This window comes from Microbulbifer maximicatervae (SeqCode) (assembly GCF_052467325.1).
The window spans coordinates 4230101-4249363 of record NZ_CP174310.1; the positions used below are offsets into that span (position 1 = coordinate 4230101).

18 protein-coding genes are annotated in these 19263 nt (G+C 54.1%); 9 read left to right on the plus strand and 9 right to left on the minus strand.

The window, feature by feature from the left end:
• Positions 1-20: 20 nt before the first annotated feature.
• From ppc to alaE, 5 genes are all read right to left on the minus strand, one after another.
• A complete protein-coding gene (gene ppc / locus ACJJIE_RS18890) occupies positions 21-2684 on the minus strand; it encodes a phosphoenolpyruvate carboxylase (protein ID WP_444892651.1) in 2664 nt (887 codons plus the stop codon).
• Positions 2685-2966: 282 nt separating this feature from the next.
• Positions 2967-3320 carry a DUF4870 family protein gene (locus ACJJIE_RS18895; protein ID WP_282934527.1) on the minus strand — a complete coding sequence of 118 codons (354 nt, stop codon included), beginning with the start codon at positions 3318-3320 and terminating at the stop codon, positions 2967-2969.
• 168 nt (positions 3321-3488) lie between these two features.
• The gene (locus ACJJIE_RS18900) at positions 3489-4649 is read right to left on the minus strand and encodes a response regulator (RefSeq protein WP_282934526.1); all 1161 of its coding nucleotides are present in this window, start codon (positions 4647-4649) and stop codon (positions 3489-3491) included.
• A gap of 586 nt (positions 4650-5235) precedes the next feature.
• A complete protein-coding gene (locus ACJJIE_RS18905) occupies positions 5236-5937 on the minus strand; it encodes an aspartate/glutamate racemase family protein (protein ID WP_282934525.1) in 702 nt (233 codons plus the stop codon).
• Positions 5938-5975: 38 nt separating this feature from the next.
• Complete coding sequence (alaE, locus tag ACJJIE_RS18910) at positions 5976-6473, minus strand: L-alanine exporter AlaE (protein WP_282934524.1); 498 nt, start codon at positions 6471-6473, stop codon at positions 5976-5978.
• 242 nt (positions 6474-6715) lie between these two features.
• Here alaE and ACJJIE_RS18915 point away from each other — a divergent pair, with 242 nt between their 5' ends.
• Both ACJJIE_RS18915 and ACJJIE_RS18920 read left to right on the plus strand, forming a co-directional pair.
• Entirely contained in the window at positions 6716-7261 is a 546-nt protein-coding gene (locus ACJJIE_RS18915) for a PadR family transcriptional regulator (protein ID WP_282934523.1), read from the plus strand.
• A 96-nt stretch (positions 7262-7357) separates the two neighbouring features.
• A complete protein-coding gene (locus tag ACJJIE_RS18920; RefSeq protein WP_444892652.1) occupies positions 7358-7846 on the plus strand; it encodes a DUF1203 domain-containing protein in 489 nt (162 codons plus the stop codon).
• 135 nt (positions 7847-7981) lie between these two features.
• On the opposite strand, the gene ACJJIE_RS18925 is transcribed toward ACJJIE_RS18920, so the two are convergent.
• Positions 7982-9127: a beta-ketoacyl-ACP synthase III gene (locus ACJJIE_RS18925; RefSeq protein ID WP_413664188.1), complete on the minus strand. Its 1146-nt coding sequence runs from the start codon at positions 9125-9127 to the stop codon at positions 7982-7984.
• Positions 9128-9286: 159 nt separating this feature from the next.
• The gene (locus ACJJIE_RS18930; RefSeq protein WP_444892653.1) at positions 9287-9979 is read right to left on the minus strand and encodes a ComF family protein; all 693 of its coding nucleotides are present in this window, start codon (positions 9977-9979) and stop codon (positions 9287-9289) included.
• Between the two features lie 180 nt (positions 9980-10159).
• On the opposite strand from ACJJIE_RS18930, the gene bioB reads away from it, so the two are divergent.
• Genes bioB through bioC form a run of 3 tightly spaced genes read left to right on the plus strand, consistent with a single transcriptional unit; the run spans position 10160 to position 13940 of the window.
• Positions 10160-11209 (plus strand): biotin synthase BioB, encoded by a 1050-nt coding sequence (bioB, locus tag ACJJIE_RS18935; protein WP_444894787.1) that lies wholly within the window; start codon positions 10160-10162, stop codon positions 11207-11209.
• A complete protein-coding gene (gene bioF, locus ACJJIE_RS18940) occupies positions 11206-12399 on the plus strand; it encodes an 8-amino-7-oxononanoate synthase (RefSeq protein ID WP_444892654.1) in 1194 nt (397 codons plus the stop codon). Before bioB ends, bioF begins: the two co-directional genes overlap by 4 nt.
• On the plus strand, positions 12396-13940 hold the full coding sequence (gene bioC, locus ACJJIE_RS18945; protein WP_444892655.1) for a malonyl-ACP O-methyltransferase BioC: 1545 nt from the start codon (positions 12396-12398) through the stop codon (positions 13938-13940). The genes bioF and bioC overlap by 4 nt, the downstream gene beginning before the upstream one ends.
• Positions 13941-13986: 46 nt before the next feature.
• Here the strand turns inward: bioC and ACJJIE_RS18950 are convergent, their stop codons facing one another.
• Entirely contained in the window at positions 13987-14475 is a 489-nt protein-coding gene (locus tag ACJJIE_RS18950) for a L,D-transpeptidase family protein (RefSeq protein ID WP_282934516.1), read from the minus strand.
• A 232-nt stretch (positions 14476-14707) separates the two neighbouring features.
• Between ACJJIE_RS18950 and bioD the strand changes: the two genes are divergently transcribed.
• The 3 genes from bioD (at position 14708) to ACJJIE_RS18965 (ending at position 17582) form a co-directional block, all read left to right on the plus strand.
• Entirely contained in the window at positions 14708-15394 is a 687-nt protein-coding gene (gene bioD / locus ACJJIE_RS18955) for a dethiobiotin synthase (RefSeq protein WP_444892656.1), read from the plus strand.
• A gap of 105 nt (positions 15395-15499) precedes the next feature.
• Positions 15500-17281, plus strand: a complete 1782-nt coding sequence (locus ACJJIE_RS18960; protein WP_444892657.1) for an acyl-CoA dehydrogenase C-terminal domain-containing protein — start codon at positions 15500-15502, stop codon at positions 17279-17281.
• Positions 17282-17390: 109 nt separating this feature from the next.
• A complete protein-coding gene (locus ACJJIE_RS18965) occupies positions 17391-17582 on the plus strand; it encodes a DUF3094 family protein (protein ID WP_413664201.1) in 192 nt (63 codons plus the stop codon).
• Here ACJJIE_RS18965 and ACJJIE_RS18970 read toward each other — a convergent pair.
• Positions 17579-18049, minus strand: coding sequence for an EVE domain-containing protein (locus ACJJIE_RS18970; protein WP_444892658.1), 471 nt, complete (start codon positions 18047-18049; stop codon positions 17579-17581). The two genes, ACJJIE_RS18965 and ACJJIE_RS18970, sit on opposite strands and share 4 nt — an antisense overlap.
• A 121-nt stretch (positions 18050-18170) precedes the next feature.
• Between ACJJIE_RS18970 and ACJJIE_RS18975 the strand changes: the two genes are divergently transcribed.
• Complete coding sequence (locus ACJJIE_RS18975; protein WP_282934512.1) at positions 18171-19259, plus strand: sensor histidine kinase; 1089 nt, start codon at positions 18171-18173, stop codon at positions 19257-19259.
• The last annotated feature ends 4 nt before the right edge of the window (positions 19260-19263 follow it).

Sequence of the window (19263 nt, forward strand, 5' to 3'; positions counted from 1 at the left end):
ATCACAGCTACCGTGGTCTTTTAACCCGTATTGCGCATGCCCGCTGCAATCCCTGCGATAGTGACCATCAGCGCACTTTCCAGTACCGCATCACTTTCCCGTTCGCGCAAACGTGCCATCAGCTCGGCCTGCAATAGGTGCAAAGGGTCAGTGTAGGGGTCGCGCACGCGGATGGACCAGCGCATCACGGGATTGTTATCCAACAAGCTCTCCCGCCCGGTAAGCTGTTTTAGGGCCTCTACGGTGTGAGCCAGTCGCTCTCTCAAACTGACACCCAGTTGGATTAGGTCTGCATCCTGGGTGAGTCGTTCTTCGTACCAGGAGGCAACGCGGGGATCGGCCTTGGCCAGTACCATTTCTAGCATATCCACAACGCCTTGGAAAAAGGGCCATTGGCGGCTCATATCCCGCAAGATATCAGTTTCATCTGCGTGCTTGAGGGCATTCTCCAAGGCGGCGCCAGTGCCCAGCCAGGCCGGTAACATCAGTCGTATCTGGGTCCAGGCGAACACCCACGGAATCGCCCGCAGTGATTCGACACCGCCACCGGGTTTACGCCTTGCCGGGCGACTGCCCAGGGCCAGGCGGCTCAGCTCGGTTTCCGGGGTGACAGTGCGCAAGTAAGCCACTAGGGCTGGATCATCCTGCACGACTTCCCGATAGTTGCCGACGGAGACTTCCGTGAGCCGGTCCATCTCCGCGCGCCACTCCGAACGCGGCTCTGCCGGGGGCATCAGTGTCGCCTCCAGAGTTGCGGCGACATACTGCTCCAGGTTGTAGGCGGCTACAGAGGGACGGCCGTATTTGAAGCGAATCATTTCTCCCTGTTCGGTAACGCGAATACGCCCGGCTATTGATCCCGGTGGCTGCGACAGCAGGGCCATACGAGTAGGAGAGCCGCCCCGGGATATGGAGCCGCCACGGCCGTGAAACAGAGTTAGGGGGATACCGTGGTTGCGGAATATTCCGGTGAGAGCTTCCTGTGTGCGGTACTGGGCCCAGGCGGCGCCCAGGAAGCCGGCGTCCTTGGCGGAGTCCGAGTAGCCGATCATCACTTCCTGGCCATCGAGCACACGCTGCTTGTACAGGGGGATATTCAGCAGAGTACTCATAGTGGTAGCTGCACCATCGAGATCGTCGAGGGTTTCAAACAAGGGAACCACTCGCATTGGCACCTGCACCCCGGCAATTTTTTGTAGCAGCATTACAGCGAGTACATCGGAAGGTGTGGTCGCCATTGAGATAACGTAGGCACCTAATCCCTCGGGACCCTGTTCGGCGATGACCTTGCAGGTCTGTAAGACTTCGCTTACCTCTTCGTCACAAAAGTCACTGCGGTAAAAGCTTTCGTCTACCAGTGGGCGGCGGCTATCCAGCTCGGACGCCAGGAACTCCTGCTTCTCCTCTTCGCTCCAACTGCTGTAATTGCCCATACCCAGATAGCGGGTAATAGCATCCAGGGTGTCAGCGTGGCGGGTGGATTCCTGTCGTATATCCAAGCGCAATAAAGTGATGCCGAAGCAGTTGAGTCGCCTCAGGGTATCTTTAAGTTGGCCATCGGCGATGGCTGAGAGGCCCACATCGCGCAGGGAGCGGTCGATCAGGCGCAGCTCGTCGGCCAGCTGCTCGCTGCTGGTAAACGCGAGGCCGGAAGGCTCTGCACGTCGACCAATGCGGGCCTCCATTTTTTCCCGGGTTATTTTGAGACGGTCGCGAACCTGGCGCAGCACCAGGCGATAGGGCTCGTGGCTGGGGCCAGTGCGCTGTAAAAGTTCTTCGCTGGCGCGATGCATGGACAAGTCTGCGAGCAGGTTTTCCACATCGCGCAGATAGAGGTCAGCGGCCATCCAGCGGGCTAGGTGCAGAACTTCCCGGGTGACGCTGGCGGTGACATTGGGGTTGCCGTCCCGGTCTCCCCCCATCCAAGAGGCAAAGTGGATGGGAACCCAATCAACCGGTAATGGGGGCAGCTTGGCCAGGGCCAATTCACTGTCTATTTCCCGCATACTCCTCGGAACTGCCTGCCACAGGGATTGTTCGATGGTGGCAAAGCCCCACCTGGCTTCATCAACTGGGGTGGGCCTGGAGCGGCGGATCTCGTCGGTGCTCCAGGCGGAAAGGATCTGTTCTTGTAGGTGGCGACGTAAATCCTGGGATTCTTCAGGGGTCAGGTCGGGCCTGTCCAGTGTGTTGAGCAGGTCTGCAACTCGATCGTATTTGCGAATTAGGGTGCGGCGTGTCACTTCGGTGGGATGAGCGGTTAGGACCAGTTCTACGGATAACTCTTTTAGTGTCCCGTGGATTTCCTCGGGAGACTTCCCCGCTTTGCTTAACTCTGCCAGTACCTGTCGCAGGCCGCGGTCTGTATCGGGATCTCCGGGAAAGCGCTGGTGCTGGCGGTGCAGTCTCTCGCGATGGCGCTGTTCGGCAATATTGGCCAGGTTTAGAAACTGGCTGAATGCCCGGGCAACTTCCAATAGGGTCGCATCATCCAGGGGGTCGAGTAGCTCTCGTAAGTGATCGGCCTGCATAGCCCCTTTGCTGCGGCTTTCAACAGCCGCCTGACGAATATTCTCAACGGTATCAAATAGTGGCTCGCCAACTTGGTTTCGCAATACTGCGCCGAGCTCTTCACCCAGCAGGCGTACATCTTCCCGCAAGGGGGCATTCTGGTCCTGGTTCACGAATCTATTTCTCCCTGTTAACAACGCGGTGAAAGTCAATCGGATAGGCATATTCGCACACTTTGTGATGAAGCATGCAATGTTGCAGCTGCAACTTTTGGCGAATAAGGGCTTGAGAAAGTAAATGAGGAAAAGTTGGTATAGCCTTATGGCTAGTCAATCTGCTTTTGTCTTTTACGAGGTGTGAAAGTCAGTAATTTCAGTAAGGAAACCTTGGATTCATTTCTTACTGAGAAGTAGATGGGCCCAAGATACTGGGCCCATCAAATGGAATAATTGCTATTAATAAGCTGGGCGCCGGTCAACCAGTGTCAACCAGCCGCGAATAACCCGATAGATTACCCATACCCAGTTAATTGCCAGAATCAGATAGCCCAGCCCCAGCACCCAAATGGTTAGGGAGCCAACAATGGTCCATAGCAGCCAAAACCAGAAGGTGCGAATTTGCCAGCGGAAGTGAGATTCGGCCAGGGTGCCGCGAACATCACTGCGCTTAAAGTAGTTGATTAATACCCCGATAAAAAATGGCACTGCTGTAAATAAACTGATCGCCTGGATCAGGTAAACCATGATGGCCAGGTCGCGCCCGCTTTGTTCACGGGCTTCCTGGGTGCGCTCGGGATACTGCTCTGACATAATTTTTTCTCTTCGCTATTCACCTCAATATAGTGTGGTGCAAGTAGCGCTTTTCAACTTAGCTGCGCTGGGATGGCTTATTTGTGCGATGGGTTGCAGTTGCCCTTGCCATCGTGCCAGTGCTCTGAGGTAGAACTGTGGCTCATGATTGGGCCACAGTTCGGTTAGTCACTTCAGCGCCCACTCGGTGTGTACATTACGTTCGCGCCAGGACTTTAGCTGGCGCACGGATTCCCGCATCAACTGAAGTAACTCTGTGCGCTGTTGGCGACAGTACTCTCTCTCACTATCGATAGAGAGGTTTGCGGCCAGGGTCCGTAGGCGAGCTGCTATTGTTTCGAGGCCGACTTCAATAGAAGATCGAGCCAATTTTTGTGCTTGCTGCTCAGCATCTAGCCAGTGACGACCAGTGATAGCACTGGTCAGTGATGTAATATTTTTGGGCAAGGTGGCTGTGCGTTCACTGAGTAATTCAGCAAACGTATGATGATCCAGAGTATCCCGCAAGCGGAATAGGGTATTGGTATTCAGAAGGCGTGTAGGTTTCGCTCCTTGAGGAACAGCGACCCCCTGGCTCCGGCGAACGGCCCAGCTCAATAACTGCATTAATTGTCGATCGCCGATGGGGTGGGTCAATACGCCGGTAAATCCTCTAGCTTGATAGCGCTCCTTGTCGCCGGAGCTCGCATTTTGTAATAGAGCAAAAATAGGTAATTCTGCACCTCTCTCTCGGCGGATTTCCCGTACTGCTTCAACGCCATCCATTAGTGGGAGGTGAGTATCAGTTAAAATGAGATCGAATGCTTTTTGCAGCGCAGCGCTGCTTCCATCGATTCCATTGCACTCCCTTTGCACTTCATGCCCCATGGTTTCCAAGGTGGGTTGAAGGGTGTCATGCTTATTGTTCTCAATGAGTAAAACCGATAATTGCTTACCGGGAACGCGGTGGTTCTCAGTGGGTAGTTTTAATTCCACCGTTTCGACATCGCCGCATTGATGTAAATTATCAAGGGACTTTAGGGCACTGTTTAATTGTCTTTTCCCGATCTCTACCAGAGCGCGAGTATTATTATCTTCACTGCGAGCCAATAAATTTAACGTGCCCAGGAGCGTATCCAAGGGGTGCTGTAAGTGGTGGCGGGTTATGGTCAGGAGGTCTGATTTCTCTTGGCGCAATTGTTCCAGTTCAGTGCGAGCATCGGACAGCCGCTTTTCCAATGCGGTAAATTCGCTATTTCGGCTGTGCATTTGTTGAAAAAGGTTACTATTTTCCTTACTCAAATTTTTAAGTTGGGTTTTGCTGTCGCGATCTAACTGGCGAAATTTCACATGTCTATTTATTGCAACTGCACAAATTAGTAAAAGAAGTACTGTGGGAATTCCTAGCCAAAATAGCGGGACCTGACTTTTTAGTGAGGTGATAACATCGGCTTGTGCAGTACTTGATAAAAATACTGAGCCCGATACCAATAGACCGAAATAGATGGCACGCGAAAATACGTGACACGAGGGAGCTTCCCCAGATAAAGTGGTTTCTATCATCCTTGTAACCAACGTTATTTAAATTGGACTAAATCCTGCAGTCCAAAAGGGTTTTAATACGACTTACTGTAATGGGTATCCAGATACATTGGAGATTTTTGATACTGCAATAAGGCTGCTTTTGGTACAAGAGAAATTTTTTCTCTGCCAAGTGGTAAATGTTGGCGCCTTAGTGATTGTACCAATATAGGAGTTGCTTGGCGGCCCCGGATACTCTGCCCTGGGCTCGATCGGGGTGGCATTTGGCGGAGAGGTAATCCTCAGATTGCATCGGATTACATAGAGGGATCTAGCGGCAAATTATTAGATGGGGGCGTAGTCCGGCAACTCTCCTGGAGAAAATCGCGCCAGGACTGCTGCCGGAATCTAGCATTCAGGCAGCCTGGGGAATACGTTCCTGCAGTAATTGCAGCATACGCTCAGAGGGTAGGAATAGGCGAATACCATCACAGTGAGCCAGTAATTCCGGATAAAAATAATCGAAATGGGTGCAGCCCAAAATCAGGATCTGTACGCCGCTTTTCACCAGCGCCGCGACCAAGTCATCAAGAGCGTGTTGGCGAACAATCATTTCTGCGGCGAGGCCGTCCTCGATATCTTCCACAATTTGCAAGTTGCCAATACCGATGACTTTGGCGGTTGTATTGCGCTCGAGTATTTCCCGCTCGATATTGGCGCAGCTCTGGCAGTTGGCGGCGAGCAGTCCAAAGTTGCGGTAGCGCTGGGTAAGTTCAGCATACACCTCGAGAGGGGATACCACCTCAATGGGGGAGGCAGCTTTCACCGCCGACATATCCACTGCACCGGAAAGTGAGTTGCAATAGATCATCGCCGCTTCGGCGCCAGCCTGATAAAGCTGTTCTATAGCTTCGATCAGCTGCTGAGTGAGGGCGTCGCGCTCCAGTGCCTGTAATTGGGTTTGAGCTTGGGGAGACGAGGATAGGGACAGACCCACTCCGCGAAGCTGGCGTGCTGCGAGGAAATCCAATCCGAAGCGGGTATCAGTGGGAGTGCCAGCGACCACGCCAACGGTCATGGAACTGTTTTCAATGGCGTTATCGGTCAACACAATCATGTTCCTCTCTCGTAATGCTTAATCGAGTCTCGGTAACCCTAGGCTGCGCGTTTGCTCCACAGGGGCACCAGCGTATTAATCCACACTCGACGCACCCAGTCGAGATAAATTCCATAGGGTCGTCCAAGTGCCCCCGCGATTAGTATAAAAGTAATACTGGCGGTGGCTATTTCGTCCCAGCTGACGCCACCGAGGCGCATATTGGCTAAATAAAGTGGGAACTGGAAGCTGAGAAATACAAAGGTGTCTACCAGGTAGGCATTGATAAAACCGCCACCACCGAAACGGTTCACAATCCAGTTGCGGTACATACTGAATGGGCGGGCAATAAGGGTATTGAATACCAGGGCCATCAGGCGAACTTTCAGGTGTTCGCTCCAACTCATACCCGCCAGAACCAGCTCGATGGGGATCGCTACAGCCCAAGAGAAGCTATTCATGGCGAAGATGTCCAGCATAAAGTCCCACCGGCGCGCACCAGAAGCCTTTTCATCTGGGGCATCTGGACTGGATGGGGATAGTGCGGGCGCGGACATTGGGCAAACAACCTCGTAGACAGTGGCCGCCTAAACGACTTTGGCGACAAGCCGGCGATTATATCTCCAATTTGCATAAAAGCTAGCCTTACATCTCGACTGTTAGTTTCTGTCGATACATTTGTCCTATTTTTTAATGTTTTATTAATCTAATTATCTTGTTATGAAAACCCGGCAGCTGGTCATAAATGGCTGGCTCCGGTTAATATGCAACTCTTTGCATAAGATGAGTTGGAGTTTACATGTCTCTGCGCTTTGCCGTTCTCACCTTGCTGGATATTGAGCCCGGCAGTGGATATGACCTTAAGCGGCGCTTTGAGCGCAGCGTCTCCCACTTCTGGAGTGCCAGCCATCAGCAGATGTATCGCGAGCTGCACAAGTTACATGAGGAGGGCCTGCTGGACTGTGAGGAGCAGGCCCAAGAAGGCAAGCCGGACAAGAAGGTCTATAGCCTCACGGATCTAGGCCGCGCCGAGCTGCGTGACTGGGTCATTCAGCCCAGTGCGCCGCAGAAGATTCGCGAGCCTTTCCTGGTGCGTATGTTCGCCGGCCACAACCTGAGCAAGGATGAAATGCGAGATGCTCTGGAGGGCCAACTGCGCCAACATCGCAGCTCTCTGGAAAGTTACCAGGAGCAAAATGAGCGGGTATTAAAGAGTGATACAGCGCTCCAGGAGCGCTACTGGTTGGCACATCAAACCCTGCTTTTGGGTATTGAGGCGGAAAAGACCTGGATCAGTTGGGCGGAAGGTCTGCTGAGTGAGCTTGAAGAGTCCGTAAAAAAATGACCGCTACTCGCTTGGAATGACGCGCCCGAATCTGGCCAGCGATGCTGTTTGGTGTTCAGTAACCTCGCTCTTTTAGCAAGTGGGGCGACTTTAGCCATGACTTTTACCGTAACACCTATCCGCGAAGACTTTTTAGAAAAGGTTCGTCAAGCAGGTCTAGATGATCTAGGGCAGCCGGTACGGCAGCTGAGCGCCCAGGGCGGTGAGCCATGTCGTGATGTGCGGCGGCGCGCACGGCCCGGGGAGAAAATCCTCCTGGCCAGCTACTGCCCTTTCTCTTTTGCCGGTCCTTATCGGGAGTACGGGCCTGTATTTGTACTGGCGCAGCCACAGCCGGAACAAAACTTCAGAGCACAGAACAGCTTCCCCTCGCTAAATAATAATGCGGAAGATTATTTCAAGAGTGATGTGCCACTAGTGCTTCGCGCCTATAGCGCTGAAGAGCATATCGTGTCTGCGAAATTGGTGGGTCCCGAACAAATAAAAACAGAAGTGAGTGAATATTTCATGCAGGATGAGATTGATTTCGCTCTGCTGCGCTTCGCTGCTTATGGTTGCTATGCGCTGCGGCTGGATCGCGCATAGTTTTAATGGATATTTGTGAAGGCCAGGTCGCCGGTTAATAAAATCCTGATGTCACTGGTAGTGAGAACCACCGGTCTTTTTAGTGGTTGTTTCGGAGTTCAGTATTTATTCCCGAACTCCGAAAAGATTTCAAAATTAAATGGAGATTTTTTCCAATACCAAGCTGCCAATGGAATAGCCTGCGCCAAAGGAGCAGATAATTCCCCGGTCACCAACCTGCAAGTCATCGCTGTGTAAATTAAACGCGATAACTGAACCGGCACTTGCCGTGTTGGCATAGCGGTCCAGAACGATGGGCGCGCGTTCAACGCTTGCATTGTCACCCATTAGCTTCTTGGCGATCAGGTTGTTCATATTGATATTGGCCTGATGGAGCCAGTAGCGGCGCACGCTGTGAGGATCGGTGTCCGTCTCTTGCAGGTGGGCTTCGATATGAGATGCCGCCATGGGGCAAACTTCTTTAAATACCTTTCGGCCATTCTGACGGAACAATTTACCGGGGCCAAAAGGGTCTACATCGGCGGCGCGAGCGGTGTAGCCAAAGTTCGAACGGATATTGTTGGAGAAAACGGTTTTCGCTTTGGTGCCGAGAATTTCCCAGGCGCTTTCGACAGTACAGGTTTCTCTGCGCTCGATAATGCTGGCTACGGCTACATCGCCAAAGATAAAGTGGCTGTCTCGGTCGGTGTAATCTACTTGTGGTGAGGCCAGTTCGGCATTGATGACCAGCACAGTTTTGGCTGAGCCTGAGCAGATCGCATCCACCGCACGCTGAAGTGAGAAGGTGGCTGAGGAGCAGGCCACTTCCATATCAAAAGCAAACCCATCGATACCCAGTGCACCTTGGATTTCAATAGCAATAGCGGGGTAGGCGCGCTGCATATAGGAGGCACCGACAATGACCAAATCAATGTCAGACGCCTGCTTACCGGCTTTCTCCAGGGCTAGTCTGGCGGCCTTTAAGCCCATTTCGGCTTGTACACTCAGCTCGTCATCTGCGCGCTCGGGAATAAGGGGGCGCATACGCTTCGGATCAAGGATGCCATCGCGGGTCACCACATAGCGGCTCTTGATGCCTGAGGCCTTCTCGATAAATTCTGCAGAAGAGAAAGGTTTTGCTGCGCGCTCACCGGCCTCAATCTCTTGAGCATGCTCAAGATTGTACTGCTCGGCATGGGTGTTATAGGCATCTACCAACTCTTCATTGCTAATAGATTCCGGTGGGGTCCACAGGCCTGTGCCGCTGATGACAATGCCCCGTGGCAACTTGTATTCACTCATCGCTGAATTCCTGGCCCGCGACAACAGAAATGCGGGCAATTTAGTCGCTGTTAGAACCTTAGCAGTGCTGGCAGGTGGGGGACTGAGGCGCCAGAACGGCAAGGTAAGCTATTGTGACGTTGGGGTGACTATGGGTCTATTTGTAGTCGCGCCGAACAGTCATGGCGTTCTGGCCAAAACGAAGGCGCTGACCTGTTTTGCCCCGGCTGTGAGTAGCTGGCGAGTGATGATTTCTAGGGTCGCTCCCGTGGTTACAACATCGTCTACCAGGCCGATATGGGCACCCGATATTTCTCCGCGCACGGCAAAGCTGTCAGACAGGTTTTTCAGCCGTTGGTTGCGGCTGAGTTGAGACTGGGTTTTGGTGGAAGTTGTTTTGCGCAGTAGTTGCAGATCTACTGGCAGGCACCAGTATTGCCCCAGCCCACTGGCAATAAGTTGAGCCTGGTTGTAACCGCGCAGCCAATAGCGACGCCAGTGCAGAGGAACCGGGGTAAGTATGTCAGGCATATCCTCTGGAAGCCCCAATTGGCGGGCCGCTAGCTGTATAAGGCTGTGTCCGGCGGCCAAGTCCCGGTGGTATTTGAAATGTTGGATTAAGTGGTTGATTGGGTAAGCGTATTGCCAGGCAGCACTGATCTTCTTTAAGGCGGGTGGCCTCTGTAAACAGGCCGCGCAAATATTATCTTTTGCCGCCGCCAAGGGTATGGCGCAGTAGCGGCAGCCGCTGCCTAGCGCCGGTAGTTCCTGAGTGCAGGCAGAACAGACTCCAACCTCTCCCGATGCTCCGCCGCACAGCAGGCAGCGGGCCAGACTTTGAGCAAGTTTTCTACTGAAAAGCTTGTAAACCATATCGTCTCTTCCGAGTTGACAGCGGTTTGGCCGTGGCTAAACTGGCCAGTCTGGTGGATTGAACGGCAGAGGCTGAATTAAAGCCCGCTGATCGATGCCGCTAGAGCCTGCTAACAGGCTGTGAGTATCCGATTTTAATAAGCAACAGAGAGAGTACGCCCTGTGACTGCCGCCCAGCAAATGCCCGCCGCAGAGATCCGCCACGACTGGACCCGCGAGCAGGTACTGGACCTCTTCGCCATGCCGTTTAGCGACTTGATGTTTACCGCGCAGCAAGTGCACAGAGCTTATTTTGATGCCAATCGAGTACAGGTCAGTACCCTTTGCTCTATCAAGACCGGTGCTTGCCCTGAGGACTGTGCCTACTGCCCCCAAAGTGCCCGCTATGACACCGGGCTGGAGCGGGAAAAACTGATGAAGGTTGAAAAGGTGTTGCAGGAGGCTAGGGCAGCTAAGGCCGGCGGTGCTACCCGCTTCTGCATGGGGGCCGCCTGGCGCTCCCCCAAGAAAAAAGACATGCCTTACGTGACCCAGATGGTACGAGAAGTAAAGGCGTTGGGTATGGAAACCTGTATGACCCTGGGCATGCTAAATGATGATCAGGCCCAGGAGTTGGCGGATGCAGGCCTCGATTACTACAACCACAATTTGGATACTTCGCCGGAATATTACGGTGAGATTATTACCACTCGCACTTACCAGGATCGCCTGGAAACCTTGGGGCGAGTGCGCTCAGCGGGAATGAAGGTCTGTGCTGGTGGCATTGTGGGAATGGGTGAAGGCGATAAAGATCGCGCCGGGTTATTGATGCAATTGGCGAACCTGCCGGAGCACCCCGAATCAGTGCCCATCAATATGCTGGTAAAAGTCGCAGGTACCCCGCTGGAAGAACAAAAGGACCTGGATCCTTTCGAATTTATTCGCTGCATTGCTGTGGCCCGTATCATGATGCCGAAATCCCATGTGCGCCTATCCGCCGGTCGCGAGCAGATGAGCGATGAGATGCAGGCAATGGCTTTCCTCGCCGGCGCCAACTCTATTTTCTACGGTGAAAAACTGCTGACGACCGCAAATCCGGAAGCTAACGAAGATATGCAGTTGTTCAGTCGCCTGGGTATTAAGCCAGAAGAGTATCAGCAGTACGCCGATGAGGCTGAGGTGGAAGCGGAATTGAACGCGCAGATCACCGAACAGCAAAATGATGCCTTCTTCTACGACGCGGCCAAATGACCCTGAATGAAGTCCTGCAACAGCGCCTCGCCGAGCGCCGCCAGCAGAATCTGTACCGGGAACTAAAAACCCTCGATCGCGCACCCGGGCCGCGAGCCCGGGTCGATGGGCGGGAGCTACTGGTATTTAGCAGTAACGACTACCTGGGGCTTGCCAGCCGCGAGGAAGTCATCGCAGCACAGAAGGCGGGAGCGGAGTGTGGTGCAGGCGCCACAGCCTCTCACCTGGTTAATGGTCACCTGGATATTCATCACCGCTTGCAGCAGTGCATCGCCGAGGTAACCGGGCGAGAAGCGGCACTGATATTCTCGAGTGGCTACATGGCGAATATCGGCACTATTTGTGCCCTGTTGGGGCGAGCCGACAATATTGTTTCGGATAGGCTTAATCACGCCTCACTGATTGACGGTGCCCGATTGAGTGGCGCCAACAGTCTGCGCTTTGCCCATAACGATCTCGCTGGCCTTGAACGCCAATTGCAGCGCGCTACTAGCCGGGGTGGCGCTACTTTAGTAGCGGTGGATGGCGTTTACAGCATGGATGGTGATTTGGCCCCTCTGGCTGAGATTGCCACCCTGTGTAAGCAATACAACGCCTGGCTAATGGTTGATGAGGCCCACGGCTTTGGCGTAATGGGTAGCGAAGCATACCCACTGGCGGGCAGCTGTGCCCTGGCGGGGCTGTCCCAGGAACAAGCCCCGGTTGTGATGGGTACCTTGGGTAAAGCGGTTGGCAATGCCGGTGCCTTTGTTGCGGGCTCCCGGGCACTGATAGATTTTCTCACCCAGTTTGCGCGGCCCTATATCTATACCACCGGAATGACGCCAGCAGTGGCTGCCGGCGCCTTGGCTGCTATCGAATTGATTCGCGATGAGCCTCAGTTACAAGGGCGCTTGCGGGTAAATATCGCTTATTTCCGCCGCAGGGCACTACAGCTCGGCCTACCTCTACAGGCGTCGGCCAGTGCGATACAGCCGCTGGTGTTGGGCTGTGAAAACACCGTGATGGCGGTTGCCAGAGAATTGCAGGAGCGCGGGTTCCTGGTGGGTGCCATTCGCCCGCCTACAGTGCCGCTGGGCACTGCACGCTTGCGCATTACCCTGAGCGCGGCTCACCGGGCCGAGGATATCGATGAGCTACTAGGCGCGCTGCAGCAGATTTTGCAGGACGCAGGGGTACTGGATAAGTGACACGGGTTGAACACTTGGTTTTCCTGCATGGGTGGGGCGGGAGTGCAGACCTTTGGCAGCCGCTTATAGAATCCCTGGCGCGTCGTACAGAAGTGCAACTTCACTGTATTGAGTTACCTGGATTTGCTACACAAGGTGCTGAAGACTGGCCCCCACTAGAAGCTTTGCTGCAGAAGCTTTACCAGCAACTTCCTCCTCGCTGTATCCTGGTTGGCCACTCCCTCGGCGGTATGCTTGCTGTTCGCCTGGCTTCTATAGCGAAGCAGGACAAAGTTCTGGGGTTAGTGACCATAGCTGCCAATGCCTGCTTTGTGGAACGAGATGGCTGGCCGGGCATGGCCGAGAGCACTTTCAAGGCATTTTTCGATGCTTTTACATCATCTCCGGAGAGTACCTGGGAGCGATTTTGCTCACTACTGGCACGGGGTGATAGCGCCATGCGCTCTTTGCTTAAAGACCTTAAGGCACAAAAACCTCAAATAAATAGTGATGCCTGGCGGGAAGCATTGTGCTGTCTGGCAGAGTTGGATAACCGCCAATACCTGGAACATCTGTCCGTGCCGGCACTGCACCTGTTTGGTGACAGGGATGCCCTGGTTCCCATTGAAGCTGCTCGGTCCATTGAGGCGTGTGGGGGCACTATTAAAGTTATACCCGAGACGGGCCATTTACCCCATTGCACCAAGGCTGACATCGTTGCTGAATATCTACTCGAGCTTCACGAGTCTATTGGAAATCCCCCGGATGAGCCGTTTGATAAGGCTGCGGTAGCTCGCTCTTTTACCCGGGCAGCACAGGGCTACGATGATTGCGCCCATCTGCAGCGGGCAGTCTGCCGGCAACTGTTGGCCCAAGCCGATGACAGCTGGGCACCCCGTACGATCCTCGATTTGGGCAGTGGCACCGGATTCGGTACTGAACTGTTGCGGCGGCATTTTCCGAAGGCGCAAATTATTGCCCTGGATCTGGCGGAGGGGATGCTGAAATTTGCCCGGACGCAAAGACCCGAAGCTGATGGTTACATTGCGGCCGATGCCGAACAGTTACCTCTGGCGGCGGGTAGTATTGATTTGGTGTTTTCAAGTATGGCGCTGCAATGGTGCTACCGCCTGCCGCAATTGTTTGCTGAGTTGCAGCGAATACTGGCCCCTGAAGGGCGGTGCCTGGTTGCCACCCTTGGCCCTAAAACCCTGGTGGAATTGAAACAGAGTTGGGCTCAAGTGGATGGGGGTGTACATGTCAATCAGTTCCTGCCCGCCGAGCAATGGCGTGAAGCGGCACTGCACAGTGGTCTCAGCGGATTGGTTACGGATGAATTGCGCCTACTGCACTTTGATAGCCTGAGACGGTTGATGCGGGAGCTTAAGGGAGTGGGTGCACACAATATTAACCGGGCGGCGGATAAAGGTATGACCGGTCGACGCAAACTGCAGCGCTTGTCCGTGGCCTATGAGAATAAGCGGGAAGAGCGTGGATTGCCGGTAACTTACGAGGTGATCTATATGAATCTCACCGCTTGCAGGGCAAAAAAATCCGGCTGACCTGCGCCTATCGCAACGCAGGGAGCCGGGTGCAAGATTGAAGAGATCAGGGGTAGATGTCGATAGGGATTGGCGTCTTCACCAGAGCCCAGATTTCGTCCATTTCACGGTTGGAGGCCACCGCGATACAACCATCGGTCCAGTTGGTGCGGCGCAGGTGCCTTTCCATGTAGGACCACTGGGGCTTGATACCGTGGATCATAATGTCACCGCCGGGACTGACCCCCATTTTGGCTGCCCGTGCACGGTCCTGCTTGTTGGGATAGGACACGTGGATTGAACGATAAAAGCGGCTGTTGGGATTCTTCCAGTCCAGTGTGTAGCGGCCTTCAGGGGTACGCTCGTCCCCCTGGCGAACCTTGTGTCCCCTGGGGTTATCGCCAAAAGACACGGTATAGCTTTTCACGACACGGCCGTCCCGTATCAGCTGCATGAGTTTCTTGGACTTATAAACTACGACGTGGTCAACGGGATCAACTTTCGCTGAAGCAAAGATTGGCACCAGCAGGAGCAGGGCAAAGGTCAGGTATCGCATGGTCTTTAAGCAGTTCGGGTAGTTGTCGGTTATTTCGCAATGACACCGCATCCCTGCTGTCTGTCCCCTTTAAAAGGGGGTTATTGTGTGAGCGCAACCCCGTGCCTTCTTATCGATGTACGGCTTGATTTGTTCAAAATTTGCGCTACCGGGTTAATTTATCACCATCTAAGTGGCGTGAAAAGTCACGTCATGAAAAAAGTTAACTTTTATTGGAGGAGGGGGTTAGGCCTTGGCAAAAACCTATTTTATCGCCGGTACTGACACCGAGGTCGGCAAGACATATGTGAGCGCCGCACTGTTATCAGCAGCGGCGGAGGCAGGCTTGCAAACGGCGGCAGTGAAGCCTGTGGCGTCTGGATGTGAGCACACGGATGATGGCCTGCGCAATGAAGATGCCCTTTTGCTCCAGGAAGCGATGACTCTGAAGCTGCCTTACCAGCAAGTAAACCCCTTTGCCCTGGAGCCCGCTATTGCTCCGCATATAGCGGCCGCAGAGGTGGGTAAGCAGTTAAATGTTGCGCGGATGGCTGGCGTCTGCCGGGGAGTGATGTCTGCAGGGGCCGACCTGGTTTTGATTGAAGGCGCTGGTGGCTGGCGCACCCCGCTGGGCCCAAGAAGCTTTCTTTCACAATTGCCACGGGAGCTGAATTTACCGGTGATACTGGTGGTGGGTATGCAGCTCGGTTGTATCAACCACGCACTGCTCACCGCTGAAGCGATCCGTCGCGACGGTCTGCCGCTGGCGGGTTGGGTAGCTAATTTCACCCGTGATGGGATGGCTCGAGCCGATGAGAATCTGCAGACATTGAAGGCTCTCTTGCCCGCCCCCCTGCTAGGTACCCTTCCATTCGACACCGCTGCGGACTATCGCAATGGTGCCCAATATCTGGATATAACTCCGCTTCTACCTCACTGATCGCTGCAGATGTCGGGCTTGTAAGGGCCCGAGACTGTTGACATTGGGACGCTTCGGCCCTAGATTCAAACGAGCGTTTGAAACACTTGAATGAGGACCGGGAGTATGGCCGACTATAAGGCGCCACTAAGGGAGATGAACTTCCTACTTCACGAGGTATTTGCTGCGGAAAAACTCTGGGCGGAATTGCCCGGGTTGGCTGGAGCGGTAGATCGTGAGACCGCAGATGCGATTCTCGAAGAGATGGCCAAGCTGGCTGCCAACACCCTGGATCCGATCAATCGCACTGGCGACGAAGAGGGTTGCCAGTGGAATGACGGTGTGGTGACCACGCCGAAAGGCTTTAAAGAAGCCTATGCCACCTTCTGTGAAGGCGGTTGGGGTGGACTGCTGGGCAACCCGGAATACGGCGGCATGGGTATGCCGAAAATGCTGGGCGCTCAGGTTGAGGAGATGATCAATGCTTCAAATATCTCTTTTGCACTCTACCCGGTTCTGACTAACGGCGCCTGCCTGGCGATTGATGCCCACGCCAGTGATGAACTGAAAGAAAAATACCTGCCCAAAATGTATGAGGGAACATGGGCTGGTGCTATGGGCCTTACCGAGCCTCACGCCGGTACAGACCTGGGTATTATCCGCACCAAGGCCGAGCCCCGTGGCGATGGCAGCTTTAGCATCAGCGGCAGCAAGATCTTTATTACCGGCGGTGACCAGGATCTGTCCGAAAATATTATCCACCTGGTATTGGCAAAATTGCCGGACGCGCCCAAGGGACCGAGAGGCATCTCGCTGTTCCTGGTGCCCAAATACAAGGTGAACGAAGACAACAGCATCGGCGAGCACAACGATGTGAACTGTGGCTCGATCGAGCACAAAATGGGCATCAAGGCCTCCGCTACCTGCGCGATGAACTTCGACGGTGCCCAGGGCTGGCTGGTCGGCGAGGAGAACAAAGGACTCGCGGCCATGTTTACCATGATGAACTACGAGCGTCTGGGTGTCGGTATCCAGGGCCTCGGCGCCTCAGATCGCTCCTATCAAAATGCTGTTGAATACGCTCGCGACCGTATCCAGAGCCGCTCTCCAGCGGGCGCCAAGCAGCCGGAGAAAGCCGCAGATCCCATCATTGTGCACCCGGATGTGCGCCGCATGCTGCTCACCCAAAAAGCCTTGGTCAATGGCGGCCGCGCCCTGTCCACTTACGTGGCCAAGTGGTTGGATATTTCCAAGTTCGGCGAGGGTGAAGAGAAAAAGAACGCGGAGAATATGGTTGCCTTGCTGACCCCGGTAGCCAAAGCCTTTACTACCGATATGGGATTGGATTGCACCATCCTCGGTCAGCAGGTCTTCGGTGGCCACGGTTATATCCGCGAATGGGGCCAGGAACAGTTGGTGCGCGATGTGCGTATTACCCAGATCTATGAAGGAACCAATGGTATCCAGGCTCTGGATCTGGTGGGCCGCAAGACTGTAGCCACTGGCGGTGCTCTGTTCGAGTTGTTTGCTGCAGATGTACAGGGCTTTATCGATGCCCAGATTGATCGCGAGGAAATGGCAGAGTTTATCCAGCCGCTCATCGCAGAGATGCAACGCCTGCGTGAAGCAACTGAGAATATGGTTGCCGCTACTCAGCAAGACCCCCACGCACCGGGTGCGGCTTCTGTAGAGTACCTGCACCTGTTCGGCTACGTCGCTTACGCCTTTATGTGGGCGAAAATTGTGTCTGCGGCGCTGCCGAAAGCGGAAGCGGATAGCTTCTACAACGGCCAGATAAAGACAGCGCGCTTCTACTTCGCTCGCCTGTTGCCACGCACCCAGGCATTGGCCGGCAGTGTCAATGCAGGTAGCGCTAGCTTGATGGACTTGGAGGAAGAGCTGTTCTAACCGCTCCCTGCGAAAGTGTTAAAAAGCCCCGCATTGCGGGGCTTTTTTGTGGAGCTGTAGAAAGCTTTCTCCTAAACTCAGGGCACAAAAATAACGAGCGAAAGTGCCCATGTTAGATCCCTCCGAAAAGAAACTCTCCGATGAAGACCAAGCCAAGGTCGATAAATACCTGCAGTCCGGCATCAACAGTGTCGAACGCAAGCCTTTCCGCCCCTGGGTACTGTTACTCGGCTTGTTAGCGTTATTGACCCTGCTATCGTTGCTGAGCCTGTATATCGCCCAGACAAAAGGTATCGTTTAGCGCGGCGTGGAGCTTCCCAGTTGCTGGAGTAGCTGCCACTCGTCACCGGAAACTGGCTGGACAGACAGGCGCCCCTGTTTTACCAGCACCATCTCAGCCAATTGGGGGATGCCCTTGATTTCTGCGAGGGGCACCGGCCGTTGGTACTCACTTCGCCAGCGAATATCCACGCAGTACCAGCGCGGTTTATCCTCGCTGGCCTTGGGGTCAAAGTACTTGCTTTCCGGGTCGAACTGGGCCGGATCGGGGTAGGCAGAGCGAACCACTTCAGCGGTGCCCACAACTGCCGGCACCTTACAGGCACTGTGATAAAACAGCACGCCATCTCCTTCCTTCACCTTATCGCGCAAAAAATTGCGTGCCTGGTAATTGCGGATACCATCCCAGCGACCGCAACCGCCGGATTCGGCAGCGAGGTCCTGGAGGCTGTATTCATCGGGTTCAGATTTAAATAACCAGTAGGTCATGCGGCAGTTTGTCTCTTTGCTGCGCCGGTTGGTGTTTCGCCGGCTTTCGACGCCATTTAGTATGAAGCTGCCGATTAGTGTCAAATCGGCGCATAGATTTTTACCCAATAAGCGGGAGATTATGGGAAGCAAAACACTTCAGTGGCTCTCACAGAAGCTGGCCAGTCGTCGCTCACAGTACTGGGCCTTGCAGCTTTCTGGTTGGGGGGGCTATACGCTGTTGACCTTTGTAGGCAGTTTTTTCTGGGTGAATGATCACTGGATTCACTCTGGCTACATCATAGTTGCCACTACAGCGGGGGTTGTTCTCAGCGAGAGCATGCGCTTGGGTTTTCACCGCCTGTGGAGCAAGCCTCCAGCAATGCGATTGCTAGGCTCTTTACTGCTGGTGGTCATGGCGGCGGTGATTTGGGCAGCAATAAAATTCGCCGGCTCCCTGTGGCTTTATGGTCACGATGGTGATGAGCACCCGGCACTCCTGGCTATCTACTGGTTCACCTATTCATTTCTGATTCTGATGACCTGGGCGGCGCTCTATTACGGCATCAAGTATTACCGCTCCTCTCAGGCCCAGCAGGAGAAGGCGTTGCGGGCGGAATCAATGGCGCACCAGGCTCAATTAAAAATGCTGCGCTACCAGTTAAATCCGCACTTCCTGTTTAATACGCTCAACGCAATTTCTACTTTGATCCTCGATAATGACGGGCGCACGGCCAACAATATGGTGACGCGCCTGTCCCAATTCTTGCGCCACTCCCTGGATAATGATCCTATGCAGAAGGTCACCCTGGCGAAGGAAGTTGAGGCGCTGATGTTGTATCTGGACATTGAAAAGGTGCGCTTCGCCGATCGCTTAGGGGTGAATCTGGATTTGCAGGGGGAGTCCCCCCAGGCCTTGGTGCCGAGCCTGCTGTTGCAGCCGCTGGTTGAAAACGCGATCAAATATGGGATTTCACAGCTGGAGTGGGGCGGTGAGATTGGCATCAAGTCACGGGTTTTCGCCGGCGAATTGTTATTGGAAGTCAGCGATAACGGCCCCGGCATGTCGGAAGAGGAGCTGCGCCTGATTGGCAAAGGCTACGGAGTGGGTATTCGCAATACCTGTGAGCGCCTTAAGGCCCTTTATGGCGATGACCAGAGAGTGCGTTTCCGCAACCGCCCAGAAGGGGGCTTGTCGGTAAATATTCGTATTCCCTTTGAACAGGAATAAAGAG

Excerpts from the sequence above, each read along its gene's own strand:
- ACJJIE_RS18895 (WP_282934527.1), bottom strand. The coding sequence starts at position 3,320 with ATGTCAGAGCAGTATCCCGAGCGCACCCAGGAAGCCCGTGAACAAAGC.
- ACJJIE_RS18905 (WP_282934525.1), bottom strand. The coding sequence starts at position 5,937 with ATGATTGTGTTGACCGATAACGCCATTGAAAACAGTTCCATGACCGTT.
- alaE (WP_282934524.1), bottom strand. The coding sequence starts at position 6,473 with ATGTCCGCGCCCGCACTATCCCCATCCAGTCCAGATGCCCCAGATGAA.
- ACJJIE_RS18915 (WP_282934523.1), top strand. The coding sequence starts at position 6,716 with ATGTCTCTGCGCTTTGCCGTTCTCACCTTGCTGGATATTGAGCCCGGC.
- ACJJIE_RS18920 (WP_444892652.1), top strand. The coding sequence starts at position 7,358 with ATGACTTTTACCGTAACACCTATCCGCGAAGACTTTTTAGAAAAGGTT.
- ACJJIE_RS18925 (WP_413664188.1), bottom strand. The coding sequence starts at position 9,127 with ATGAGTGAATACAAGTTGCCACGGGGCATTGTCATCAGCGGCACAGGC.
- ACJJIE_RS18930 (WP_444892653.1), bottom strand. The coding sequence starts at position 9,979 with ATGGTTTACAAGCTTTTCAGTAGAAAACTTGCTCAAAGTCTGGCCCGC.
- bioB (WP_444894787.1), top strand. The coding sequence starts at position 10,160 with ATGCCCGCCGCAGAGATCCGCCACGACTGGACCCGCGAGCAGGTACTG.
- bioF (WP_444892654.1), top strand. The coding sequence starts at position 11,206 with ATGACCCTGAATGAAGTCCTGCAACAGCGCCTCGCCGAGCGCCGCCAG.
- ACJJIE_RS18950 (WP_282934516.1), bottom strand. The coding sequence starts at position 14,475 with ATGCGATACCTGACCTTTGCCCTGCTCCTGCTGGTGCCAATCTTTGCT.
- ACJJIE_RS18960 (WP_444892657.1), top strand. The coding sequence starts at position 15,500 with ATGGCCGACTATAAGGCGCCACTAAGGGAGATGAACTTCCTACTTCAC.
- ACJJIE_RS18965 (WP_413664201.1), top strand. The coding sequence starts at position 17,391 with ATGTTAGATCCCTCCGAAAAGAAACTCTCCGATGAAGACCAAGCCAAG.
- ACJJIE_RS18970 (WP_444892658.1), bottom strand. The coding sequence starts at position 18,049 with ATGACCTACTGGTTATTTAAATCTGAACCCGATGAATACAGCCTCCAG.
- ACJJIE_RS18975 (WP_282934512.1), top strand. The coding sequence starts at position 18,171 with ATGGGAAGCAAAACACTTCAGTGGCTCTCACAGAAGCTGGCCAGTCGT.